22 protein-coding genes are annotated in these 23,405 nt (G+C 63.4%); 12 read left to right on the plus strand and 10 right to left on the minus strand.

Annotation, left to right across the window (positions count from 1 at the left end):
• Positions 1-44 precede the first annotated feature (44 nt).
• Positions 45-377 carry a hypothetical protein gene (locus tag P9255_RS10885; protein ID WP_309767809.1) on the plus strand — a complete coding sequence of 111 codons (333 nt, stop codon included), beginning with the start codon at positions 45-47 and terminating at the stop codon, positions 375-377.
• A gap of 394 nt (positions 378-771) precedes the next feature.
• On the opposite strand, the gene P9255_RS10890 is transcribed toward P9255_RS10885, so the two are convergent.
• From P9255_RS10890 to P9255_RS10915, 6 genes are all read right to left on the minus strand, one after another.
• Positions 772-1,119: a multidrug efflux SMR transporter gene (locus P9255_RS10890; protein WP_309767808.1), complete on the minus strand. Its 348-nt coding sequence runs from the start codon at positions 1,117-1,119 to the stop codon at positions 772-774.
• A gap of 26 nt (positions 1,120-1,145) precedes the next feature.
• Positions 1,146-2,075, minus strand: coding sequence for a choline ABC transporter substrate-binding protein (locus P9255_RS10895; RefSeq protein ID WP_404980321.1), 930 nt, complete (start codon positions 2,073-2,075; stop codon positions 1,146-1,148).
• A gap of 76 nt (positions 2,076-2,151) precedes the next feature.
• On the minus strand, positions 2,152-3,855 hold the full coding sequence (gene betA / locus P9255_RS10900) for a choline dehydrogenase (protein WP_309767806.1): 1,704 nt from the start codon (positions 3,853-3,855) through the stop codon (positions 2,152-2,154).
• Between the two features lie 11 nt (positions 3,856-3,866).
• On the minus strand, positions 3,867-5,336 hold the full coding sequence (gene betB / locus P9255_RS10905) for a betaine-aldehyde dehydrogenase (RefSeq protein ID WP_309767805.1): 1,470 nt from the start codon (positions 5,334-5,336) through the stop codon (positions 3,867-3,869).
• 32 nt (positions 5,337-5,368) lie between these two features.
• On the minus strand, positions 5,369-5,956 hold the full coding sequence (betI, locus tag P9255_RS10910; RefSeq protein WP_309767804.1) for a transcriptional regulator BetI: 588 nt from the start codon (positions 5,954-5,956) through the stop codon (positions 5,369-5,371).
• A gap of 125 nt (positions 5,957-6,081) precedes the next feature.
• Complete coding sequence (locus P9255_RS10915) at positions 6,082-6,981, minus strand: choline sulfate utilization transcriptional regulator (RefSeq protein ID WP_309789478.1); 900 nt, start codon at positions 6,979-6,981, stop codon at positions 6,082-6,084.
• A gap of 128 nt (positions 6,982-7,109) precedes the next feature.
• Here P9255_RS10915 and betC point away from each other — a divergent pair, with 128 nt between their 5' ends.
• From betC to P9255_RS10930, 3 genes are all read left to right on the plus strand, one after another.
• Complete coding sequence (gene betC / locus P9255_RS10920; protein WP_309767801.1) at positions 7,110-8,645, plus strand: choline-sulfatase; 1,536 nt, start codon at positions 7,110-7,112, stop codon at positions 8,643-8,645.
• A gap of 41 nt (positions 8,646-8,686) precedes the next feature.
• A complete protein-coding gene (locus tag P9255_RS10925; RefSeq protein ID WP_309767799.1) occupies positions 8,687-9,634 on the plus strand; it encodes a choline ABC transporter substrate-binding protein in 948 nt (315 codons plus the stop codon).
• A 155-nt stretch (positions 9,635-9,789) separates the two neighbouring features.
• Positions 9,790-10,956, plus strand: coding sequence for a porin (locus P9255_RS10930; RefSeq protein ID WP_404980310.1), 1,167 nt, complete (start codon positions 9,790-9,792; stop codon positions 10,954-10,956).
• A 2-nt stretch (positions 10,957-10,958) separates the two neighbouring features.
• On the opposite strand, the gene P9255_RS10935 is transcribed toward P9255_RS10930, so the two are convergent.
• Positions 10,959-11,930: a GlxA family transcriptional regulator gene (locus P9255_RS10935; RefSeq protein ID WP_309789479.1), complete on the minus strand. Its 972-nt coding sequence runs from the start codon at positions 11,928-11,930 to the stop codon at positions 10,959-10,961.
• 179 nt (positions 11,931-12,109) lie between these two features.
• Here P9255_RS10935 and P9255_RS10940 point away from each other — a divergent pair, with 179 nt between their 5' ends.
• The 4 genes from P9255_RS10940 to P9255_RS10955 are packed head-to-tail and all read left to right on the plus strand — an operon-like array spanning position 12,110 to position 15,476.
• The gene (locus P9255_RS10940; RefSeq protein WP_309789480.1) at positions 12,110-13,054 is read left to right on the plus strand and encodes a choline ABC transporter substrate-binding protein; all 945 of its coding nucleotides are present in this window, start codon (positions 12,110-12,112) and stop codon (positions 13,052-13,054) included.
• Positions 13,055-13,112: 58 nt separating this feature from the next.
• Entirely contained in the window at positions 13,113-14,042 is a 930-nt protein-coding gene (locus P9255_RS10945) for a 3-keto-5-aminohexanoate cleavage protein (protein WP_309767795.1), read from the plus strand.
• 18 nt (positions 14,043-14,060) lie between these two features.
• Positions 14,061-15,008: an L-carnitine dehydrogenase gene (locus tag P9255_RS10950; RefSeq protein ID WP_309789481.1), complete on the plus strand. Its 948-nt coding sequence runs from the start codon at positions 14,061-14,063 to the stop codon at positions 15,006-15,008.
• A gap of 3 nt (positions 15,009-15,011) precedes the next feature.
• The gene (locus P9255_RS10955; RefSeq protein WP_309767792.1) at positions 15,012-15,476 is read left to right on the plus strand and encodes a thioesterase family protein; all 465 of its coding nucleotides are present in this window, start codon (positions 15,012-15,014) and stop codon (positions 15,474-15,476) included.
• A gap of 75 nt (positions 15,477-15,551) precedes the next feature.
• Here the strand turns inward: P9255_RS10955 and P9255_RS10960 are convergent, their stop codons facing one another.
• Complete coding sequence (locus tag P9255_RS10960) at positions 15,552-16,472, minus strand: EamA family transporter (protein WP_309767790.1); 921 nt, start codon at positions 16,470-16,472, stop codon at positions 15,552-15,554.
• Positions 16,473-16,585: 113 nt separating this feature from the next.
• Between P9255_RS10960 and P9255_RS10965 the strand changes: the two genes are divergently transcribed.
• The 3 genes from P9255_RS10965 to dctA all read left to right on the plus strand — a co-directional run bounded on the left by P9255_RS10965 (position 16,586) and on the right by dctA (position 19,938).
• Positions 16,586-17,506, plus strand: a complete 921-nt coding sequence (locus P9255_RS10965) for a LysR family transcriptional regulator (RefSeq protein ID WP_309767788.1) — start codon at positions 16,586-16,588, stop codon at positions 17,504-17,506.
• A gap of 192 nt (positions 17,507-17,698) precedes the next feature.
• Positions 17,699-18,667 carry a LysR family transcriptional regulator gene (locus P9255_RS10970; RefSeq protein ID WP_309767786.1) on the plus strand — a complete coding sequence of 323 codons (969 nt, stop codon included), beginning with the start codon at positions 17,699-17,701 and terminating at the stop codon, positions 18,665-18,667.
• The gene (gene dctA, locus P9255_RS10975) at positions 18,664-19,938 is read left to right on the plus strand and encodes a C4-dicarboxylate transporter DctA (RefSeq protein WP_309767785.1); all 1,275 of its coding nucleotides are present in this window, start codon (positions 18,664-18,666) and stop codon (positions 19,936-19,938) included. The genes P9255_RS10970 and dctA overlap by 4 nt, the downstream gene beginning before the upstream one ends.
• A gap of 40 nt (positions 19,939-19,978) precedes the next feature.
• Here dctA and P9255_RS10980 read toward each other — a convergent pair whose 3' ends face one another.
• Positions 19,979-20,761 (minus strand): substrate-binding domain-containing protein, encoded by a 783-nt coding sequence (locus P9255_RS10980; RefSeq protein ID WP_309789482.1) that lies wholly within the window; start codon positions 20,759-20,761, stop codon positions 19,979-19,981.
• Between the two features lie 38 nt (positions 20,762-20,799).
• Complete coding sequence (locus tag P9255_RS10985) at positions 20,800-22,095, minus strand: MFS transporter (RefSeq protein ID WP_309767781.1); 1,296 nt, start codon at positions 22,093-22,095, stop codon at positions 20,800-20,802.
• 297 nt (positions 22,096-22,392) lie between these two features.
• On the opposite strand from P9255_RS10985, the gene P9255_RS10990 reads away from it, so the two are divergent.
• On the plus strand, positions 22,393-23,325 hold the full coding sequence (locus tag P9255_RS10990) for an MBL fold metallo-hydrolase (RefSeq protein WP_309767780.1): 933 nt from the start codon (positions 22,393-22,395) through the stop codon (positions 23,323-23,325).
• The last annotated feature ends 80 nt before the right edge of the window (positions 23,326-23,405 follow it).

Raw genomic sequence — 23,405 nt, forward strand, 5'->3', positions numbered from 1 at the left:
GTCAAACGCATCGACGGCAGATAGCGCACGATGGAAGCGACGCAATGGAGGAAAACACGATCATGGGTCTCGGATTGCAGATCGCCTATCGCGGCTTCGCCGGCTCGCACGCCGGGGAATGCGCAGCGGAAATGGAACTCGTGAGGCTCGAAGTCATGGCGAGCGATATCGTTGACTGTCACCTGGCGGTGGAGGCGTATCGCGATCGGGCCGGAAGCCGCGTCTTCGATGCGCGTCTCGACCTCATCACGCGTGGCTACGACCTGCTGCCCGTGGAACGCGGGACGAACGCCGAGCTCGGCGCCGCGATTCACAGCGCCTTCGACAATGCGGTCAGGCTGTTGCAGCAACGACGCGTGCCGTCTCCGGCGCGCTGAAGCACATGGATTGGATGACTTCACTTGCTGGTCATGCAGACAGGTCGGTCTCGCGGCAAATACGTCGGATACCGAATCACATAACGTCGATGCGTCGCATCCGACTAGCCCGCCGGAGAGGGTTGCCGATTCAGTGTCCCCGCTCGCTCGCCCTATGCAAGCTGCGCCGCGCCAGCACGCTGATAAAGAGCGTGCCGCTGACGAGCGCCGCCAGATACACGCCGGCCATCATCCAATCGAATCCGTTCACAGTCATTCTCCTTTCGGCCAGGTCAAGGCCCAGCGCCACGGCAGTGAGCCAGGTGAGTCAAATAGGTCTGGCATGTATAACGGCAGCGGCGCGCCGAGGTTTAGCCGGCGACTGCCTGAACATCGACATACGGATTCTTCGCTTTCAGTGCACTTTCGCGGTGGAAAATACGTTGATGATCACCACGCCCAATACGATAAAGCCGAGACCGAGGACGGCAGGCGCGTCGAGCCTCTGACGAAAGACGAAAAAGCTCACCGTCGAAATCAGGACGATACCCAGTCCGCTCCATATCGCGTAAGCCAGCCCGACCGGAATCGTTTTTAGAACGATCGACAGAAAATAGAAGGCGCCAAGGTAACACGCAGCCATGGCCAACGTAGGCACGAGCTTCGTGAACTGATCGGATTTCTGCAGGCAAGTGGTGCCGGCAATCTCGAGCAGGATCGCGATGAAAAGGGCTGCGTAGGCCGACATCTTGTCGTTCAACATGATGGAGGGGAGGTGGCCTTCCTCGCTCAGTGCTCGGCCAGGTAGGCTTTCACCGCAGGCAGTCCTGGCTTGCCATCGAGCGTGGTCACGCCGGAAAGCCAGTTGTCGAGCACCGACGGATTCGCTTTCAGCCAGGCCAGCGTCGCCTTGTTGGGGTCTTCCTTGTCCATGATGCGCGTCATGATCTGGTTTTCCATGGAAGTGGTGAAGCGAAGATTCGCGAATAACCTGGCAGCATTCGGGCATCGTGCGGCGTAGTCGCTCGGCTGTACGGTGTACACCTTGGCTTCGCCGTAGTTCGGTCCGAAGACATCGTCACCGCCGGCCAAGTACTTGATCTTCATGCGGACGTTCATCGGATGCGGTTCCCATCCAAGAAAAACGATCCACTGCTTGTTCTGCACAGCCCGATTCACCTGCACCAGCATCCCCGCCTCGCTCGACTCGACGAGCTTGAACTTGCCGAGGCCGAACTGATTGGTCTTGATCATCTTGTCGATCAGCCCGTTCGCTTCATTTCCCGGCTCGATGCCATAAATCTTGTACTGGAGTTTATCCGCGTTCCTGGCGATATCCGCGAAGCTCCGGATTCCCGCGTCATAAACATAGTCGGGGACGGCCAGCGTGTATTTCGCGCCGGTCAGATTGGGGGGATTGACCACCTTCAGCGATCCGCCCTTCACGAACGGTTCGATGACCGAATCCATCGATGGGGACCAGTAGCCGAGGAAGGCGTCGATCTGTTTCGCCTTGACGCCGGCGAAGGTGATCGGCTCCGATGCGATGATTTTCGATGGCGCGTAGCCGAGGCCCAGCAGGACGTTGGTGGCGAGGCCCGTTGTCGCGGCGATGTCGGACCATCCGATGTCGGCCATGCGGATGGCGCGGCACGCGGCGGGATCCGCCGCATGGGCGCTGACGCCGAAGCTGCTCGCGATAGCGATCGAACACATCATGCGGGCTGTGAACTTTCTCATCGGTACTCCCAATCAATGGTTTATCGAGCGTGCCTACGTTGCATGGAAACGGGGGCTACGTTACCTTCGGATCGAATTGCCGCTGGTCCGCGAAGACCCGGTCATCGCGTCTGGCCGCAACGTAGTAGGGCGTTTGGCGCTTTTCGAGCGGCTTGATGCCGCGGATGCGGTCCGCGATCTTCTCGGCCATCATGATCGTCGGCGCGTTGAGGTTGCCAGTCGTGATCTGCGGCATGATCGACGCATCCACCACGCGCAGGCCCTGCATCTCATGAACGCGGCCTTCGCCATCCACCACAGCCATGTCGTCATAGCCCATCTTGCATGAACACGACGGGTGATAGGCGGTCTCGGCCCTGGCGCGCACGAATGCGTCGAGTTCGGTATCGCTCGCGGCGTCCGCGCCGGGATGAAGCTCTTGTCCACGGTAACGCGCCAGTGCGGGCTGCCGCATGATGTCCCGCGTGATGCGAATCGCGTCGCGGAACTCTCGCCAGTCGAGCGGATCGGCCATGTAATTGAACAGAATGCTCGGATGTGCATTCGGATCGCGCGACTTGAGCTTCACGCGTCCCCGGCTCGGCGAACGCATTGATCCGACGTGCGCCTGGAATCCATGCATCCTGATCGGATTCGAGCCGTTGTAATTGATCGCGACAGGAAGGAAGTGGTACTGAATATTCGGCCACGGGTCGTCATCGCGCGTGCGGATAAAGCCGCCTGCCTCGAAATGATTCGTCGCGCCGATCCCCGTCCCGTTGATGATCCATTCGAGCCCGATGGCCGGCTGATTCCACCATTGCAGGGCAGGGTACAGCGTCACCGGTTCCTTGCATGCATACTGCATGTACATTTCGAGGTGGTCCTGCAGGTTCTCGCCGACGCCCGGCAGATCGTGCACCACCGGAATCTCCAGCTCTTTCAGCCACGCAGCGCGACCGACGCCCGAACGCTGCAACAACTGAGGCGAAGCGATCGCCCCGCTGCACACGAGCACTTCGCGCCGCACATTCGCGGTCGTACGCTGGCCGCGATGCAGATACGCAACGCCGATCGCACGCTTGCCCGAGAAGAGCACGCGGTCGGTGGTGGCATGCGTGACGATGCTCAGGTTCGAACGGTGCTTCGCGCGGTCCAGATAACCACGCGCCGTGCTCGCGCGTCGTCCGTTAGCGGTGACGGTGCGATCCATCGGCCCGAAGCCTTCTTGCCGATAGCCGTTGAGATCGTCCGTGCGCGCATAGCCCGCCTGCACGCCGGCCTCGACCATCGCGGCAAAAAGGGGATTGTTTCCCGGTTTGCTCGTGGTCACATGCACGGGACCATCGCCGCCGTGATAGTCGTTCGGGCCGATGTCGCGTGTCTCCGCCTTGCGGAAATACGGCAGGCAATCGAGGTAGCTCCAGTTTTCGAGGCCCGGCATCGACGCCCAGTTGTCGTAGTCCAGCGCATTGCCGCGGATGTAGCACATGCCGTTGATCAGCGACGATCCACCCAGCCCCTTGCCGCGTCCGCACTCCATGCGGCGATTGTTCATATGCGGTTCGGGCTCGGTTTCGTAAGCCCAGTTATAGCGGCGCCCCTGCAGCGGATACGCAAGCGCGGCCGGCATCTGCGTGCGAAAGTCGAAGCGGTAGTCAGGACCGCCCGCTTCGAGCAGCAGCACGGTCACGTCCTCGTCCTCGGTCAGGCGGGACGCGAGCACATTGCCCGCCGATCCCGCACCGACGATGATGTAGTCGTATTCCTTCGCGCTCATCGAAAAGGCCCTCAAAACACGGGTTGATAGGGTCCGAGCTCGACCTGGACCGATTTGATGCGGGTGTAAGCGTTGAGCGTCACGATGCCGTTCTCGCGGCCGATGCCCGACTGTTTGTAGCCGCCCACCGGCATCTCGGCCGGCGACTCGCCCCATGTATTGATCCAGCAAATGCCGGCGTCGAGCCGATGTATCACGCGATGCGCGCGCGACAGGTTCTCGGTCACGACCCCCGCTGCCAGGCCATAGGCGGTATCGTTCGCGCGCGCGATCGCCTCGTCTTCGTCGTCGAAAACGAGGATGCACATAACCGGGCCGAAGATTTCTTCCTGCACGATGCGCATGTCGTCGCGGCAATCCGCGAACACGGTCGGCTCGACATAGTGGCCGCGCGCCAATGCGCCATCGGTCGGACGTGTGCCTCCCGCGACGAGCCGCGCGCCTTCGCGCATGCCGATCTCGATGTAGCCGAGCACCTTCTGCAACTGAGCCGCGCTGACGAGCGGGCCGAAGTTCGTATTCGGATCATCGGGTGCGCCAATGCGAATGCGCTTCACACGCGCCCGAATCAGGGCTTCGAACTGCGCGGCGATATTTCGTTGAACGAACACACGCGTGCCGTTCGTGCATACCTGCCCCGAGCTGAAGAAGTTCGCGCTCATCGCGATATCGGCTGCGCGTTCGAGGTTCGAATCGTCGAACACGATCAGCGGCGACTTGCCGCCGAGTTCCATCGTCACTTCCTTGAGCGTCGATCCGCCCGCGCGGGACATTACCTTCTTGCCGGTCTCGACGCCGCCCGTGAACGATATCTTGTCGATGCCGGGATGCTCCGCGAGCATTGCGCCGACGCGGGCATCGCCCTGTACGACGTTGAACACGCCGTGCGGGACGCCTGCCTCGACGTAGATTTCCGCCAGCTTGAGCGCACTCAAGGGCGTGATTTCGCTGGGCTTGAAGATCATCGCGTTGCCTGCCGCGAGCGCCGGCGCAGACTTCCAGCATGCGATCTGGATGGGATAGTTCCACGCCCCGATGCCTGCGCATACGCCTATCGGCTCGCGCCGCGTATAAACGAACGACGATTCGCGCAGCGGTATCTGCTCGCCTTCGATGGCGGTCGCAAGACCCGCGTAATACTCGATGACATCCGCGCCCGTGACGATATCGACGGCGCGCGTCTCGGAGATGGGCTTGCCGGTATCGAGCGTTTCCAGTGCGGCAAGCTCGTCGTTACGTGCGCGTAGCAGGTCCACCGCGCGGCGCAGGATGCGCGAGCGCTGCATCGCGGTCATCGCGGCCCACTCGCATTGTCCTGCTCGCGCGGCCCGAACCGCACGATCGATATCGGCCTGCGACGCCTGCTGCACCCGTGCGAGCGTTTCGCCCGTGGCGGGATTGCGCGTGTCGAAGGTTTCGCCGCTGGTCGCATCGACATATTCGCCGCCGATGTGAAGCCGTTGCTCTTCGAATGCGGACATCGCGTGCGTCTCCTGAATGCGTGGAAATGAGATCAGCCGCGTGGCTGAATCATCATGTCGATGTAGTCGTACGAGACCCGCAGGGCGGTCTTCGTGTCGAAAGGCTCGCCCGCGAGGGCGCCGCGCAACCAGAGGCCGTCGATCAAGGCCGCGAGTCCGGTCGCCGCGCGGCGGGCAGCGGCCCGGCTCAGCACGCGCGAGAATTCCGCGCACAGATTGGAGTAGAGACGCCGCGTGTTCACGTACTGCAAGCGCCTCAACCGGTCCTTGTGCATGCTTTCCGACCAGAACGCGAGCCATGTTTTCATGACCGGCCCGTTGACCTGTTCGACGTCGAAGTTCGCGGCGACCACCGCGCGCAGCTTCGAGCGTGGATCGGCCTTCGCGGCCTTGCGCCGGCGCGAGGTGCCTTGCCACAGCGATCGAAGCACATGGCGCATGGTGGCTTCGAGCAGGCCGTCCTTGTCGCCGAAGTAATGGCTCACGATGCCCGTCGAAATCTCGGCGCGTTGCGCGACCGACGCGAGCGTCGCTCCTGTGAGTCCGAGCTCGTCGATGGTGAGCAGGGTGGCATCGATAAGCTGTGCGCGGCGCACTTCCCGCATTCCAAGTTTTGGCATGGACGTTCGACTTCGAAAATGACGCAGAGGGTTTTGACCGTGCAAACCATCCTACGGGTTTTATATTGAACGGTCAATCAACAAAAGCGCGGCGCGTGCATGTCCTGGCGGCGAGCAAAGAGACGTCAGACGAGCGCGTCGCACTCGTCGAGCAGCCAGTCCTGAAACGCGCGGACGGCGGCTGACGGTTCGCGTCGCGTGAGCAGCACGTAGCCGCGATCGGTGACGAGCGGCGTATCGCGGAGCGCGACGAGCTGACCGGTGGCGACGAGTTCATCGATCAGCGGCGACCAGCCAAGCGCGACGCCCTGGCCCATGACCGCGGCGTGGGTCACGAGCGCATAGCTGTTGAAGGTAAATGCGCCGTGCGTCGGCGGGGCGGGTTGTCCGTGCGCGTCGAACCAGGCGCTCCATGAGAGCCATCGTTCGGGCTGCGTGCGTTCGACATGCAGCAGCGGCAGCTTCGAAAGGTCCGATGTGTCGTGCGTTGCAGCAAAGGTCGGGCTGCATACGGGCGTCACGCGTTCGGGAAACAGCTTCACGGCGCGGCGCGATCCCCAGTCGCCATGCGTGTCGCCGAACACGATGACGACATCCGCAAGCTCGCCCGATGCGCTCGGCAACTGTTGCGACGTGATGATGGTCACGTTGACATCGGGCATCAGCGACTTGAATTGCGGCAGGCGCGGCATCAGCCAGTAGGTGGCGAAGCCGAAATCCGTTGACAAGGTCAGGCTGCGTTGCGTGTGCCGCGTGCGGATATCGGCTGCGGCCTGGCGGATCAGATCGAAGCTCTCACGCACGGCCTCGAAGAGACGCGCGCCGTCTTCCGTCAACGTGACGCCGCGATGTCCGCGCTCGAAAAGCGGTGTTCCGAGCGCTTCCTCCAGTTGCACGACGCGCTGGCTCACGGCTGGTTGCGTCGAGCCGAGTTCACGCGCTGCCGCCGTGAAGCTCGCGAGCCGCGCGGCGGATTCGAAGATCAGCAGCGCCTGCATGGGCGGCAGGCGGTCTTGTCGCGGCATAACCGCTCCTTATGGGCGCATAACGAAATGCCGTCTTCACAGACGCAAATGGAACGGCAATAGTGACGTTGCGCGAACATCCGAGGTCCGCGCGTTCGCTGCACTGGATTCTATTCGAGGCTTGCTCCATGCATGAGACGAAACAAAATATCCTTGTTCTGATGGCCGATCAACTGACGCCGTTCGCGCTCGCGGCATACGGCAATCGCATGACGAAGACGCCGCATATCGATGCGCTCGCGCGTGAGGGCGTGGTCTTCGAATCGGCGTATTGCGCGAGTCCGCTGTGTGCGCCGTCGCGCTTCTCCCTGCTCGCGGGCAAGCTGCCCTCGAATATCGGCGCTTACGATAACGCCGCCGAGTTTCCCTCCGAGACGCTGACATTCGCGCACTATCTGCGTGCCGAGGGTTATCGCACGGTGCTGTCGGGCAAGATGCATTTCTGCGGCGCGGACCAGTTGCACGGCTTCGAGGAGCGACTCACCACCGACATCTATCCTGCGGATTTCGGCTGGACGCCCGACTGGCAGAACTTCGAAGCGCGCCCGTCGTGGTATCACAACATGAGTTCCGTCATCGATGCAGGCCCGTGCGTGCGGACCAATCAACTCGATTTCGATGACGAGGTCATTTTCACCGTCCGCCAGAAACTCTTCGACATTGCGCGGGAGCGGCATGCGGGCAAGGATGCGCGGCCCTTCATGATGGTCGCGTCGCTGACGCATCCGCATGATCCGTATGCGATCCCGCGCAAATACTGGGACATGTACCGCGAGGAGGACGTGGACATGCCGCTTCATCGCGATTCGCTCGAGGCGAGCGATCCGCATTCGAAGCGTCTGCGCCATGTGTACGAAGCCGATCGCACGCCGCCGACGGACCGGCAGATCCGCAACGCACGGCGCGCGTATTACGGTGCGGTGTCGTACGTTGACGATCAGTTCGGCGCGATTCTCGAAGCGCTGGAACAGGCCGGACTTGCTGACGATACGACCATCGTCGTCACGTCGGACCACGGCGAGATGCTCGGCGAGCGCAACCTCTGGTACAAGATGACGTTCTTCGAAGGCGGCTGCCGCGTGCCGTTGATCGTGCATCGGCCGGGGCGCTTCGACGCGCATCGGGTGAAGGAGTCGGTCTCGCATCTCGATCTGCTGCCGACGCTCGTCGAGATCGCGCGCGGCGAGTTGCCGGCGCATTGGCCGGACGCCATAGACGGGCGAAGCCTCGTGCCGCATCTTGCGGGAGGCGGCGGCCATGACGAAGCCATCGGCGAATATCTTGCGGAAGGCGCGATTGCGCCCATCGTCATGATCCGGCGCGGGGCGTACAAGTTCATTCACTCGCAAGCCGATCCCGACCAGCTATATGACGTGCAGGCCGATCCCTTCGAGCGAACGAATCTCGCGCGCGACGAGCGGCATCGAGCGACGGTGAGCGCATTTCGCGACGACATTGCACGTCGCTGGAATCTGGAAGCGCTGCATCGCGATGTGCTCAAGAGTCAGCGCCGCCGTCATTTCCACTTCGCATCGACGACGCTCGGCGCCATCCAGTCGTGGGACTGGCAGCCTCGCGTCGATGCGAGTCAACGCTACATGCGCAATCATATCGACCTCGACGATCTCGAGGCGATGGCGCGCTTCCCGGCTGTCGAACACTGAAGCCGCACGACGATCACCCTGCCCAACCAACAGGAACGCAGATGAAAAAAGCCTTGTTTCATGCGCTTTTCACCGCCTCGCTCGGCTGCGCGGCGTCGCACGTGTTCGCCGCCGATCCGCCGTCGTGCAAGCAAGTACGCATGGCCGATCCGGGCTGGACCGACATCGACGCCACCAACGCGATGAGCGGCATCGTGCTGAAGGCGCTCGGCTACAAGCAGGACGTCGCGAACCTGTCGGTGCCGATCACGTATCAGGGATTGAAGAAAGGGCAGATCGACGTGTTCCTCGGCAACTGGATGCCGGCGCAAGCTCCGCTGGTGAAGCCGTTCGTCGAGGAGAAATCCATCGATGTGGTGCGGCCGAATCTGTCGAATGCGAAGTTCACGCTCGCCGTGCCGGATTACGTCGCCGCAGCGGGCGTGCATTCGTTTGCGGACTTGCAGAAGAACGCGGACAAGTTCGACAAGCGCATCTACGGCATCGAGCCGGGCGCGCCGGCCAATCAGAATCTGAAGAAGATGGTCGACGAGAAGGCTTTCGGTCTCGGTGACTGGAAGGTGGTCGAATCGAGCGAGACCGGCATGCTGACGCAAGTGGAGCGCGCGATACGCGACAAGAAGTTCATCGTCTTTCTCGCGTGGGAACCGCATCTGATGAACACGAAGTTCAGGCTCGCCTATCTGGACGGCGGAGATCGCTATCTTGGCCCGAACTTCGGCGGCGCAACGGTCAACACCGTATCGCGCAGCGGGTATGAGCAGCAATGTCCCAACGTCGGGCGTCTTTTCAGGCAGATGGCGTTCAGCGTCGACCTGGAAAACGGCGTGATCGCCGACGTGCTGGACAAGAAGAAAGCAATCGGTACGGCGGCCACCGACGCGCTCAAACGTCACCCCGAGCTTCTGAAGACCTGGCTCGACAACGTGACGACGGTCAGCGGCGGCAATGGACTGGAAGCCGTGCGGAGCGCACTGGGCGTGAAATAGGCGTGACACACCGTTAGTATCCCTATCGTATTCATTGCGGTGCGTCCCATGAATCGAGCAGTCGCAGTTGGGCAGATTTGTGTCGCAATCAGTCGAGCCGCCGCGTATATGGCACCTTATTTTTACGTGTCGCCCCACAACAAGAGGACACGCTCATGAAAAGAAAGCCATACGCCGCACGCCGTTCGTCTTTGATGACCGCATTCGCACTCGCCGCAGGCGCCGCCGTTGCACCGGGCGCCGCGCACGCACAAAGCAGCGTGACGCTCTACGGCATTCTCGATGCGGGCATCACCTACGTGAACAACACCGGCGGCTCGCACGTATTCAAGTTCGATGACGGTATCTCGTACGGCAACCGTATCGGCTTTCGTGGGGCCGAAGACCTCGGCGGCGGGCTGCAAGCGGTATTCGTGCTGGAATCGGGCTTTCACGTCGGAACGGGACGCTACGCGTTCGGCGGTGCGGAGTTCGGGCGTCAGGCGTACGTCGGCTTGAAGAGCAATCAGTGGGGCCAGATATCGTTCGGTAATCAGCTCGATATGACGGAAGAGTTCGTGTATCTCTACAACATATCGGCCTGGGCGAGCGGCTATGCGATTCACCAGGGCGACTTCGATCGCATGAACGGGGACCGCCTGCCTAACTCGGTGAAGTTCCTGTCCAATGACTATGGCGGCTTCACGTTCGGCGGCATGTATTCGTTCGGCAACGTGTCGGGGAATTTTCATCAGAACAGCGCATGGAGCGTAGGCGGGCATTACGCCGCGAACACGTTCAACCTCGGCATCGCCTATACGCAGCTGAACAATCCGAATGGAATCTATGCGTTCGATCCGTACGCGATGATCGGCGCACACACTTTTCTAGGGCAACCGGCAGTCAGCATCGACCCGGCCACGGGTGCGCGCACCGATCCATACAGCACCAACGCTTTTCCCGTTGACAGGCAGGGCGCGCTGGCCGTGGGTGGCGCATGGACGATCGGTAACCTGATGGTATCGGGCAACTTCACGTGGACGAACATCAAGGGACTGGGCGTCACTTCGTACATGAAGGTGTACGAGGCAGGCGCATCCTACAACTTCAGGCCGGATATCGCGCTATACGGCGGCTATCAGCACACGCGCTTCGAAGGCAATCACTGGAATCAGGGATCGCTCGGTCTGCACTATCTGCTGTCCAAGCGCACCGACGTCTATATTTCCGGCGATTATCTGCGCGCCTCCGGCCCGGTCGATGCGGTCATCGGCTATAGCTTCACGCCGTTGACCTCGAACACGCAGGCCGATGTCCGGATCGGCATGAGGCAATCCTTCTAGCGTCACGCGGCCTGTGCGGCGACCACGGCGCGCAATGCGCTGCGGTCCTGACGCGGGCTCGTGTTGAAGCGCGCGCGATACGTCCGCGAGAAATGCGACGGCGATTCGAAGCCGCACGCGACGCACACCGCGAGTATCGACATGTCGGTTTGCTGAAGCAGTTCGCGGGCGCGCGCGAGACGCAGGCCGAGATAGAAGTGCGTCGGCGTGTCCTTCATCGCCGAGCAGAAAAGACGTTCGAGCTGGCGCCGCGTGACACCGATGGATTGCGCGAGCGCATCCGGCGAGAGCGGCTCCTCCATGTGCTGCTCCATCACGCCGATAACCTGAATCAGCTTTCGATTGTGCACGCCGTAGCGCGCCGCGATCTTCATGCGTTGATGATCGCTGCGCTGACGAATGCGCCCGAGCACGAACTGCTCCGAGACCTGCGCGGCGAGCTCGGCGCCATGATCGCGCGCGATCAGATCCAGCATCAGATCGATCGACGCGGTGCCGCCCGCGCACGTGATGCGCCGCGCGTCGATCTCGAACAGTTCCTGGCTCGTTTCAATCGACGGATAACGTTCGGAGAACGCGGCCAACGCTTCCCAATGCAGCGTCGCTCGCTTGCCCGAGAGCAGCCCCGCTTCGGCGAGAATGAAGCTGCCGGTATCGATGCCGCCGAGCGTCGCGCCCGCCCGATCCAGCCGTCGCAGCCACTCGCCGATGCTGCGCGTGTATCGCGCAAGCGGCTCGAACCCCGACACGACGATGACCGTGCGCGCGTCGGCGGCAGCGGCGATCGATGCCTCCGCATTGAGCGAAATGCCGTTGCTCGCGACGACCGGCCCGCCATCCACCGACAGGATATGCCAGCGGTAAAGCTCGCCCTGGAAGCGATTGGCGACGCGCAACGGCTCGATCGCCGACATGAAGCCGATCGACGAGAATTCAGGCAGCACCAGAAAGTGAAAGTCTTGAGGAGCGGGCATCGATGATTGAGCACCAGGCGGCGATCCTTCACGCTAACAAGCGCAAAAATCGCGCGCAATCAGGCGTGTCCCTGAAAACCCTGACGTCGCTGACAGTCAACTCGCGGTCGCAATGGGGCGTTCGGGTCTTTTAATGCAGCGGTACTTTCTACTCACGTTCTCTAGACGGTCACTCCACCATGAAACATCGCCTGCTTTCGATTCTCGTTGCATCCGCCTGCGCAGCCAACGTCGCGAGCGCCTTCGCCGCCGACGACGCCACATGCCGCACGGTGCGCTTCGTCGATATCGGCTGGACCGACATCACTTCGACGACCGCGCTGGCCTCCGTGCTCTTCGAAGGGCTCGGCTATACGCCGCGCACGACGGTCGCCTCGGTGCCCATCTCGCTGGCGGGCCTGAAGAGCAAGCAGATCGATGTCTCCCTCGGTTACTGGTGGCCGGTGCAGGAAAAGGCGGTGCAGCCATTCCTCGATGCGAAGAGCATCGACAAGATCGAACCGCCGAACCTCTCGGGCGCGAAAGCGACGCTCGCCGTGCCGGCCTATGCCTACGACGCGGGCATCAGGACGTTTGCGGATATTGCGAAACACAAGGACGAGCTCGACGGCAAGATCTACGGCATCGAGCCGGGCAGCAGCGCGAACGCAAAGATTCAGAAGATGATCGACACCAATCAGTTCGGTCTCGGCGGCTTCAAGCTGGTGCAATCGAGTGAGGCCGGGATGCTGGTGACGGTCGAGCGCGCGATTCGCGACAAGAAGCCGGTCGTGTTTCTCGCGTGGGAGCCGCATCCGATGAACATTCAGATGAAGATCAACTATCTGTCCGGCGGCGATGAGGTATTCGGCCCGAACTATGGCGAAGCACGCGTCTATACGCTCACGAACCCGGACTTCCTCACGCGCTGCCCGAACGCGGGCCAGCTCGTGAAGAACCTGCGCTTCACGACCGATCTCGAGAACCGCCTCATGCAGCCGGTGATGAACAAGGAGCGTCCCGCCGAAGCCGCGAAAGCCTATCTCAAGAAGAACCCGCAACTGCTCAGTTCGTGGCTTGCAGGCGTGAAGACCGTCGATGGAAAGGACGGCCTGCCCGCCGTCAGGCAGTATCTCGGACTCTGAATCTCCGGCCCGGTGACGCGGTCGCCGGCTTCAATAACGATTAGCTATCCCTATCATCATGAACTACGACGTCATCGTAACCTGCGCAGTCACCGGGGCCGGCGACACGACCGCCCGGCATCCCGCGATTCCTGTCACGCCGAAGCAGATCGCCGGGGCAGCCATCGAAGCGGCCCGCGCCGGCGCGACCGTGGCGCATTGTCATGTGCGCGATCCCCGCACCGGACGTGGCAGCCGCGATCCCGCGCTTTATCGTGAAGTGGTGGACCGCATTCGCTCATCGGATGTCGATGTCATCATCAATCTGACAGCCGGTATGGGCGGCGACCTGGAGATCGGTCCGGGCGAGGAGCCGATGCGCTTCGGCAAGGGCACCGATCTCGTCGGCGGTCTCACGCGTCTCGCTCACGTGGAGGAGTTGCTTCCCGAGATTTGCACGCTCGATTGCGGCACGCTCAATTTCGGCGACGGCGACTACATCTATGTATCGACGCCCGCGCAGTTGCGCGCCGGCGCAAAGCGCATTCAGGCACTCGGCGTGAGGCCCGAACTCGAGATCTTCGACACCGGCCATCTATGGTTCGCCAATCAGTTGCTCAAAGAAGGGCTTCTCGATGCGCCGCCGCTCTTTCAGCTTTGCATGGGCATTCCGTGGGGCGCGCCGCCCGACACCGGCACCCTGAAGGCGATGGTTGACAACTTGCCGCCCGGCGCGCACTGGGCCGGCTTCGGCATCGGCCGGATGCAGATGCCGATGGTCGCGCAAGCGATGCTGCTCGGCGGCCATGTACGCGTAGGGCTCGAAGACAACCTCTGGCTCGACCGCGGCGTGCACGCAAGCAACGGAACGCTGGTGCAGCGCGCCATCGAGATCATCGAACGGCTGGGTGGCCGCGCGCTCACGCCCGCGGAAGGACGCAGGAAACTGGGTCTGCCCGCGCGCGGCGAGCGTCCGCTGGAGAAGCGCGTCGTCGAACAATTCGCCTGAGTGTCGAAGGAGAATCACATGCAAGTCAAACAGTTCGCCGCGCTCGGCGCTGGCGTAATCGGTAGCGGATGGGTGTCCCGTGCGCTGGCGCATGGTCTTGACGTGACCGTGTGGGACCCGGCTCCGAACGCCGAAGCGGTCGTGCGCGCCAACGTCGCGAATGCGTGGCCTGCGCTGGAGCGCGTGGGACTCGCGCCGGGCGCATCGCAGCAACGGCTGCGCGTCGTCGAGACCGTCGAGCAATGCGTCGCGGGTGCGGATTTCATTCAGGAGAGCGCGCCGGAACGCGAGGAACTCAAGCTCGCGCTGCATGAGCGCGTGAGCCGCGCAGCGAAGCCGGAGGCCATCATCGCATCATCGACGTCGGGGCTTCTGCCGAGCGATTTCTACGCGAACGCGGTCCGTCCCGAGCGATGCCTCGTGGGGCATCCGTTCAATCCGGTCTATCTGCTGCCGCTGGTCGAAGTGCTCGGCGGCGGGCACACCTCGGAAGAGGCGATCGATGCGGCATCGACGTTCTATTCGTCCATCGGCATGCGGCCGTTGCGCGTACGCGCCGAAGTGCCGGGCTTCATCGCCGACAGATTGCTCGAGGCGCTGTGGCGCGAGGCGCTTCATCTCGTGAACGAGGGCGTCGCGACGACCGGCGAGATCGACGACGCCATTCGCTACGGTGCGGGCATCCGCTGGTCGTTCATGGGCACGTTCCTGACCTACACGCTTGCAGGCGGCGAAGCGGGAATGCGGCATTTCATGCAGCAGTTCGGGCCGGCGCTCGAATTGCCGTGGACGAAGCTCGTTGCGCCCAGGCTGACCGATGAACTCATCGATCGCGTCGTGGAAGGCACCGCGAAGCAGACGAACGGGCGCAGCATGAAGGATCTTGAGCGGTATCGCGACGACTGCATCACGAGCGTCATCGAGGCGATCGCGCAGGCCAGGGCGCGTCACGGCATCGAGGACTGAGCGATGATCTACCGCGACACGGTCAGGCCCGAATGGGTCGATTACAACGGCCACTTGCGCGATGCGTTCTACATGCTGATCTACAGCCTCGCCACCGATGCCTTCATGGACGGCATCGGTCTCGGCGATGAAACGCGCCGCGCGCGGCATCGCACGCTGTACACGCTGGAGGCGCACGTCACCTATCTGCGCGAGTTGAAGGAAGGCGCGGCGGTGCGTGTCGATGTCCGCGTGATCGCGAAGGACACGAAGCGCATTCACCTGTATCTGCAAATGTTCGAAGGCGAGGGCGTCGATGCGGTGTCCGCGTGCGAACAGATGCTGATGCATATCGATACGAGCGGCATGCCGAAGGCCGCTGCGTTCGACGGCGATATCGCTGCGAATATCGCGGCGCAGGCGACGATCGCAGCGGCGCAGGCGAGTCACGCGGGGCGCGTGATCGGCTTGCCGGTGCGCCGGCAATAGTGGTCGAAGTCAGCTCTGCGCGCTTCTTTCCTGCGACTGGTTCGAGGCGCCCGTTCGCGCCAGGAAGAAGCTGATTCACGCAGCCACGGCTTCCGGCGGGCGCCCGCGCTTCGATCCGCTCACGGTGGTAGCCAGCAGCGACGCCGCCACGATCAGCCCGCCACCAATCCATGCAATGAGCGAGATTGTTTCGCCCAGCCAGAAGCACGCGAACAACGCGCCGAACGCCGGCTCGCTGCCCATCAACAGCGCGACGCGCGTCGGGCTACTGTGCTTGATGCCGTAGTTCTGCGCGAAGAACGCGAACAGCGTGCATGCCAGCACCAGGTACAACACGCATCCCCAGAACATCGGATGAGCGGTCATCGACGGCAGCGATTGCCACTGCGCACGCGAGAACATCAGCGCCGCCGCTGCACTGCCGATCGCCACCACGCCGGATTGCACAGCGGTCACCGTCAAGGGCGGCAGCGCCGCATCGCGCATCAACTGCTTGGTCACGCAGACGGTGATCGCGCGAAGGAATGCGGCTGCAAGAATCAGCATGTCGCCACGATTGAGCGTCAATGCGCCATCCCCGGTCAGGAGCCATGCGCCCAGCAGCGATACCCCCACGGCCATCCATTCGATGCGACCCGGCCGCCGCTTCAGCAGCGACCATTCCACGAGCGGCGTCAACACCACGCACAAACCAATCAGAAACGCCGCATTGGCTGCGCGCGTGAGCAGCAAGCCGAACGTCTCGCACAGAAAGATCCCGAGCAATAGCAGGCCCACGCCGATTACGCGGCTCAGTGTCCGGACACCGGCATGACGCATCGCGCGCAGCGCAGGCGACAGCAACACGAACGTGATGCCGAAACGCAGCGCAAGCAGCCCGAGCACCGGGTAGTACACGAGCGCGCTCTTGGCGATGCCGTAGCTCGAGCCCCATACGACGGCGACTGCCAGCAGCATCAGGTCGGAAATCAATTGCAGGCGATAGGGTCTGGACATGGCGAATCTCGATGACGGGATTCGCATTGTCGAGCTTTGCTTTTCTCGTGATAATCCGGTCACGGCGCATAGCCATTGTGCGTGGCGTGCATGAATCCTTCTTTGCGGACACGATGGACCACAACGAACTCTTCGACTTGTTGCCCGACATGGCGGTCTTCGCGCGGGTCGTTGACGCCGGCAACTTCTCGCTGGCGGCACGCCAGCTCGCGAGCACGCCATCGACGGTCAGCCGGCAGATCAAGCGTCTCGAAGAAGCGCTGGCCACGCGCCTGCTGGAACGTTCGACGCGCAAGGTCCGCGTCACCGAAGCGGGCGAGCAGGTCGCGCGCTACTGCCGCGAGATGGTGAGCGCCGCCTCCGCTGCGGTCGATGCCGCGGGTCAAGGCGGCGACCGTCCGCAAGGCAGAGTGAGCGTCAGCGCGCCGAGCCAGTTCGCGAGAACGGTGCTTCATCCGCTCGTGCCCGCATTCCTCCGTGCCTATCCGGAAGTTGACCTGAAGCTGTTGTATTCGGACCGCGACATCGACCCGTTGACCGATGGCCTCGATCTCGTGATCCGCTTGACCGAGCGGCCGCCGCCCGGTCTCGCGGGCCGGCAGCTCGGTGCGGTGCGCTGGGTGCTCTGCGCGTCGCAGGCCTATCTCGACGCACGAGGTACGCCGCAAGAGCCGCGCGATCTTGCGCAGCACGATTGCATCTATCTGGGAGAAACGCCGGGGGACAATCGATGGCGGTTCCGGCGCGGCACGCACGCGCAGACCGTTGACGTGCATGGGCGCTATATCGCCAACCATGCGGGCGCGCGGCTCGAAGCGGCGCGCGACGGTTTCGGCGTGGCGAACGTGCCGGAATTCACGGCGGCGGATGCCTTCGCGCGCGGCGAGCTGGTGCGCGTGCTGCCCGAGTGGTCACTCGACGCGCAGCCGTATGCGGGTTCGTTGTGGCTGCTGTATCCGCCGAACCGGTTCTTGCCGCTCAAGGTGCGGGTGTTGATCGATTATCTGGTCGAGCGGTTGCGGGATGCCGGCTGACGTTCGCCGATAGTGTCATCGATGAGCGATCGATGGCAGCGCCGCCGCTTGCTTCGCCGCTGTCGCGCACGCCCCTTCGATGACGCCTCCGACGCCTGCCTTCGTGATAACGAGCACGCCGTCCTCGTCGCATGAAAGCCGGACACCGGGGATCATGCAAAATACGCGGCATCTGAATGCGGAGACCGGCCCGTGGGCGTCAACTTCGATTTGAACGATTTGCAGGCGTTTCGCGCGGTGGTCGAGCTGGGGAGCTTTCGCAAGGCCGCCGAAGCGGTCAACATCTCCCAGCCCGCCCTGAGCCGCCGTATCGACAAGCTCGAGGAAGCGCTCGGCGTGCGCCTCTTCGAGCGCACCACGCGCAGCGTGACGCTCACCACCGTGGGCCGCGTGTTCGCGCCGAGCGCCGAACAACTGCTCGACGATCTCGACGTCGCGCTGCTCGGTATCCGCGATGTATCGTCGAGCCGGCTCGGGCATGTGAACATCGCGTGCGTGCCTTCGGTGGCGTACTACTTCCTGCCGGGCGTGATTGCGAGCTTTCATCGCCGCTTTCCCCGCATCAGGGTGAAGCTGCTCGATTCGAGCGCGAACGAAGTGCTCGGCGCCGTCATCAGCGGCGAGGCCGATTTCGGCGTGAGCTTCATGGGCAGCCAGGAGCCGGAGATCGAGTTCAAGCTGCTGCTGCAGGAGCGGTTCGTCGCCGCGTGCCGCCGTGACCATCCGCTCGCGGGAAAGAAGCGCGTCACTTGGAGCGAGCTCTACGAGCACGAATACGTGTCGGTGGACAAGACCTCCGGTAACCGTCTGTTGCTCGATCAGGCGCTCTCGGCCGTCGCGCCGCCCGCGCCGAGCGTCTGCGAAACGCGTCACGTGACGACGATGCTCGGGCTCGTCGAAGCCGGCCTCGGCGTTGCCGCGGTGCCGTCGATGGCCATGCCCGGACACGATCACCCGATTCTCACGAGCGTGCCGCTCGTCGAGCCGGTGGTGAAGCGGCGCGTGGGCATCGTGAGGCGGCGCGGACGGCCGCTCACACCGGCCGCGCAGGAGTTCCATCGGGCGATCGTCGAGACGAAGCGCGATGGCGTCGCAGCGGGCGATGCGGCGAGCGACAGCACCACGGCAAGCGAGCGGACGAAAAGGAAGAGCGCATCGTGAGCCTGGCGAGACCGCTCCGCTTGCTCTACGTGCAGGTCGTGCTGGCGATGGTGCTCGGCGTGTCGCTCGGCCACTTCTGGCCGTCGGCGGGCGCGCTCCTCAAGCCACTCAGCGATGCGTTCGTCGGCCTCGTGCGAATGATGATCGCGCCGATCGTCTTCTGCACGATCGTCTCGGGCATCACGTCGCTTGCGAGCGGGAAGGCCATCGGGCGCACCATCGTTCAGGCGCTGGCGCTCTTCTATTTCCTGACGGCCGTTGCGCTCGCGTTCGGGCTCGTCACGGCATTCGCGCTGCGGCCCGGCGCGGGAATGCAAATCGATGTGCATCACCTGGATACGGGCATCCTCGCGCCCTATGCGACGCACGCGCAGACGCGCGGGCTCGTGGAGTTCGCCCTGGGCATGATTCCGCAGACGCTGTTCGGCGCGTTCGAAAAGGGCGAAGTGTTGCCGGTGCTGCTGCTTTCGGTGCTCTTTGGCTTCTCGCTCAACGCTTGTCCGGGCGCGGGGCGGCCGGTGCTGGCGCTCATCGACGGTGTGGCTCAGGCGCTCTTTCGCGTGCTCGGCATGATCATGCGGCTCGCGCCGCTCGGCGCATTCGGTGCGATGGCCTTCACCGTCGGCCGCTTCGGCATCCGTTCGGTCGGTTCGCTCGGCATGCTGATGGTGTCCTTCTACGTGGCCTGCGTATTGTTCGTCGTCCTCGTGCTCGGGCCGCTCGCGCGGCTGCATGGCTTCGCGCTCTGGCGGCTCTTGCGCTACCTGCGCGAGGAATTGCTGATCGTCCTCGCCACGTCATCGACCGAGCCGGTATTGCCGCGCCTGATCGGCAAGCTGGAGGCGCTCGGTTGCGACAAGGGCGTCGTGGGGCTCGTGCTGCCGGCGGGCTATTCGTTCAATCTGGATGGCACCGCGATCTATCTGACGCTCGCTTCGCTCTTCATCGCGCAGGCGTGCGATGTCCCTCTTTCCGCGCCGCAGATCGTGACGATGCTCGCCGTCATGCTGCTCACATCGAAAGGCGCGGCGGGCGTGTCCGGCAGCGGACTGGTCGCGCTCGTCGCGACGCTGACGGTCATTCCCGATCTGCCCGTCGCCGGCGTGGCGCTGCTCGTGGGTATCGACCGCTTCATGTCCGAGGCCCGCGCGCTCACGAGCGTGATCAGCAACGCGTGCGCGGTGATCTTCGTTTCGCTGTGGGAAGGCGCGTGCGATCGGGCTCGTCTCGAGCGGATGCTGGGCGCGGTCGGACCTGCCGCCCCGGATTGACGGGCGGGCCGGCTCGCGCGGGCGTCGCAAGTCGTCCGGGTCAATGCGCGGACACGGAATCCAGCCCGGTCGATTTCACTTCCGCTTGCACGTCCGGCGAAGCGAGATAGTCGAGAAGCGCCTTCGCTTCCCTCGGATGCTGCGCGCCGACGGGAATGCCGGCGGCGAAGCGCGTGACGGACTGCAAGGATTCGGGAATCTTCCCGGCGAAGGTCGCGCCCTTGACCGGCAGCAGTTCGCTTACTTGCTGGAAGCCGATTTCATAGTCGCCGTTCGCCACCACCGACGCGACGGGAATCCGCGGAATCATCTTCGCCTTGGGCTTCACTTGCTCTTCGATACCGAGCTTCCTGAACAGCTCGCGCTCGATATAGACGCCGCTCGCGCTGTCCGAATAAGCGATCGACTTTGCATGCAGCAGCGTCTCCCTGAGCCCGTTGACGGACGCGATGTCGGGCTTCGCCGCGCCTTCGCGCACCACCATGCCGATGCGCGAATCGGCCAGTTCCACCCGCGATCCGCGTATCACCTTGCCGTGCTCGATCAAGTCGTCGAGTGCGTAGCCGACCATGATGACGGCGTCCGCAGGCTCGCCGCGCCCGAGCCTGTTGGGGATGGCTTCGGGCGACTTGCCCATTGACGGGCCGAGCGCGGTGTCGAGCGTGTTGCCCGTCTGCGATGCGAACCGGGGGCCGAGCACCTTGTAGGCGGCGGTGAAGCCGCCCGAGCTCATGACGTGCAGGTCGGCGGCCTGTACGTTGGCCGCAGCGGCCGAGGCGGCGACGAGCGTGGCCGCGCCGAGTTTCAGAAGCAGTTTCTTCATGATCGTGTGTGTTCGGAGCATAGGTGACGGCTTGCGCCTCAGTGCGCGGGCGTCAGTGTCGCCGAGGGGCGTCGATAGAGCGCGAACGTCGCGAGAAGCGCGCACGCGGCGGCGAGGCTCATCCAGTAGCCGGGCGCGGCCTTGTCGCCGGTCAGGTGGATGAGCGCCGTCGATATTGCGGGCGTGAAGCCGCCGAACACCGCCGTGGCGAGGCTGTACGCGAGCGAGAAGCCGGCGACGCGAACCTGCACGGGCATGACTTCGGTGAGCGCGACGACCATCGCGCCGTTATAGATGCCGTACATGAACGAGAGCCAGAGCAACACGAACAGCATGTTGAGAAAGCTCGGCGCATGAGCGAGCAGCGACAGCGCCGGGTATGCGGTTGCGATGGCGAGCACGCTCATGCCGACGAGCAGCGGGCGGCGGCCGATGCGGTCGGACAGCGCGCCGCCGATCGGCAGCCACACGAAGTTGGACACGCCGACGCACAGCGTCACGAGCAGGCTGTCGGCGGTGCTCAGATGCAGCACGGTCTTGCCGAAGGTCGGCGCGTAGACCGTGATGAGATAGAAGCTCGTCGTGGTCATCGCAACCAGCATCATGCCGGCGATGACGACGGTCCAGTTCCGGGCCAGCGTGCCGAACACTTCCTTCATGCTCGGGCGATGCCGGCGCGCCTTGAACTCCTGCGTTTCCTCGAGATTGCGGCGCAGCATGAAGATGAACGGCACGATCATGCAGCCGACGAAGAACGGAACGCGCCAGCCCCACGCGGCGATGGCCGGCGTGCTCAGCCATTGGTTCAGCGCGAAGCCGAGTCCGGCGGCGACGACGATCGCGACTTGCTGGCTCGCGGACTGCCAGCTCGTGAAGAAGCCCTTGCGGCCGGGCGTCGCCATTTCGGCGAGATAGACGGATACCCCGCCGAGTTCGGCGCCCGCCGAGAAGCCTTGCAGCAGCCGCCCGAGCAGCACGAGCGCGGGCGCAAGAAGCCCGATCGTGGCGTAGCCCGGTACGAATGCGATGAGGATCGTCCCGCTCGCCATGATGGACAGCGTGACGATGAGGCCCTTGCGGCGGCCGACATCGTCGATATACGCGCCGAGCACGATCGCGCCCAGCGGCCGCATCAGGAAGCCGGCGCCGAACACGGCGAAGGTCATCATCAGCGAGGCGAATTCGCTTGCCGCGGGAAAAAAGACGTTGGCGATCTGCGTGGCGTAGAAGCCGAACAGAAAGAAGTCGAACTGCTCCAGGAAATTTCCGGCCGTCACGCGGAATACCGCAGCGGCCCTGGATTGCCCGGTTGAAAGGCTGGACGAGGAATGCATCGAGGTGTCTCCTGAAATCCGGAAAGAACGCCGTTTTCCGGTCGATGTTGTTCAGCCATATTCGCGCGGAACCGGCAAAACGATAAGTGCGATTTTCGGATCGATTGATGCGCGCCGGTTATCAATCGGCCGCTTGTTCGTCCGCGCGATTGTTGTCGCCGGGACAACATCCTGTGCGCCTCCGGAAGGCTACTGACGCGGGCGTCTCGTCCATACAATCGTCCACACGATCAAGGCAGAGCGCGTGATCGTGCTTCCCGTGCGGATCGCCGCACTTCCCATACAGGATTCCTGACTATGAACACGACAAGCAGAAATGTGCAGCCGGTCACCGCCAGCATCGGCAAACAAGGATCGGGCGAACTCGTGTCTTCCCGATACGCCGTGCGCGTGGGCGATGTCGATGTCGTACTGATCAGCGACGGCGTTCTGCCGCTGCCCACTTCCACCATGTCCACCAACGTGAGCGAGGCAGACCGCAACGAATGGTTCGATGGCCGTTTCCTGCAACGCGACACGTTCGACTGGGCGCTGAACGTCGCGCTCGTGCACAGCGGCGAACGCCTGGTGCTGATCGACTCCGGCGTGGGCGACGGTTTCGAATACTTCGCGCGCGCCGGCCGCTCGGTGAGCCGCCTCGAATCGGCCGGGATCGATCTCTCCGCCATCACCGATATCGTCATCACGCACATGCACATGGACCACGTGGGCGGGCTCAACGTCGAGGGCGTCAGGGCGAAGCTGCGTCCCGATGTACGCATTCACGTCGCGGCGGCCGAAGTGGCGTTTTGGAAGGACCCTGACTTCAGCCGGACGGTCATGCCGGAGTCGGTTCCTCCCGCGCTGCGCAAGGCGGCAGCCAGATTCACGACGCTCTATGCCGAGAACATCGTGGAGTTCGACCGCACAGTGAGCGTTGCGCCCGGCGTATCGGCACGCGTGACGGGCGGGCACACACCGGGGCATTGCGTCGTGGACGTCGCATCGAAAGGCGAGAAACTGACGTTCGTCGGCGATGCGATCTTCGAAGTGAACTTCGATCATCCCGACTGGCAAAACGGCTTCGAGCACGATCCCGAAACGGCGAGGGAGGTGCGTATCGCGCTGCTCGGCGAAGCGGCCAAAACGGGCGCGCTGCTGGCCGCGGCACACGTTGCGTTCCCGTCGGTCTGTCACGTGGCGAAGGAGGGCGATCGCTTCCGTTCCGTACCCGTGCTGTGGGACTACTGAGTCGGACCCGGCCCTCGACCGTTTATCGATGCGCGTCTTCGCTTGCCTGTTATTCTTTCGGGCAGGCGTCGAAGGACGGG

Origin of the sequence: Caballeronia sp. LZ019 (genome assembly GCF_031450825.1) — a bacterium.
Taxonomy (GTDB): domain Bacteria; phylum Pseudomonadota; class Gammaproteobacteria; order Burkholderiales; family Burkholderiaceae; genus Caballeronia.

Coding starts and splice junctions, on each gene's coding strand:
- P9255_RS10885 (WP_309767809.1), top strand. CDS start 45: ATGGAGGAAAACACGATCATGGGTCTCGGATTGCAGATCGCCTATCGC.
- betA (WP_309767806.1), bottom strand. CDS start 3,855: ATGAGCGCGAAGGAATACGACTACATCATCGTCGGTGCGGGATCGGCG.
- P9255_RS10930 (WP_404980310.1), top strand. CDS start 9,790: ATGAAAAGAAAGCCATACGCCGCACGCCGTTCGTCTTTGATGACCGCA.
- P9255_RS10890 (WP_309767808.1), bottom strand. CDS start 1,119: ATGTTGAACGACAAGATGTCGGCCTACGCAGCCCTTTTCATCGCGATC.
- P9255_RS10940 (WP_309789480.1), top strand. CDS start 12,110: ATGAAACATCGCCTGCTTTCGATTCTCGTTGCATCCGCCTGCGCAGCC.
- P9255_RS10965 (WP_309767788.1), top strand. CDS start 16,586: ATGGACCACAACGAACTCTTCGACTTGTTGCCCGACATGGCGGTCTTC.
- P9255_RS10945 (WP_309767795.1), top strand. CDS start 13,113: ATGAACTACGACGTCATCGTAACCTGCGCAGTCACCGGGGCCGGCGAC.
- P9255_RS10925 (WP_309767799.1), top strand. CDS start 8,687: ATGAAAAAAGCCTTGTTTCATGCGCTTTTCACCGCCTCGCTCGGCTGC.
- P9255_RS10985 (WP_309767781.1), bottom strand. CDS start 22,095: ATGCATTCCTCGTCCAGCCTTTCAACCGGGCAATCCAGGGCCGCTGCG.
- betC (WP_309767801.1), top strand. CDS start 7,110: ATGCATGAGACGAAACAAAATATCCTTGTTCTGATGGCCGATCAACTG.
- P9255_RS10915 (WP_309789478.1), bottom strand. CDS start 6,981: ATGCCGCGACAAGACCGCCTGCCGCCCATGCAGGCGCTGCTGATCTTC.
- P9255_RS10950 (WP_309789481.1), top strand. CDS start 14,061: ATGCAAGTCAAACAGTTCGCCGCGCTCGGCGCTGGCGTAATCGGTAGC.
- P9255_RS10955 (WP_309767792.1), top strand. CDS start 15,012: ATGATCTACCGCGACACGGTCAGGCCCGAATGGGTCGATTACAACGGC.
- P9255_RS10895 (WP_404980321.1), bottom strand. CDS start 2,075: ATGATGTGTTCGATCGCTATCGCGAGCAGCTTCGGCGTCAGCGCCCAT.
- P9255_RS10960 (WP_309767790.1), bottom strand. CDS start 16,472: ATGTCCAGACCCTATCGCCTGCAATTGATTTCCGACCTGATGCTGCTG.
- P9255_RS10980 (WP_309789482.1), bottom strand. CDS start 20,761: ATGAAGAAACTGCTTCTGAAACTCGGCGCGGCCACGCTCGTCGCCGCC.
- P9255_RS10990 (WP_309767780.1), top strand. CDS start 22,393: ATGAACACGACAAGCAGAAATGTGCAGCCGGTCACCGCCAGCATCGGC.
- betB (WP_309767805.1), bottom strand. CDS start 5,336: ATGTCCGCATTCGAAGAGCAACGGCTTCACATCGGCGGCGAATATGTC.
- betI (WP_309767804.1), bottom strand. CDS start 5,956: ATGCCAAAACTTGGAATGCGGGAAGTGCGCCGCGCACAGCTTATCGAT.
- P9255_RS10935 (WP_309789479.1), bottom strand. CDS start 11,930: ATGCCCGCTCCTCAAGACTTTCACTTTCTGGTGCTGCCTGAATTCTCG.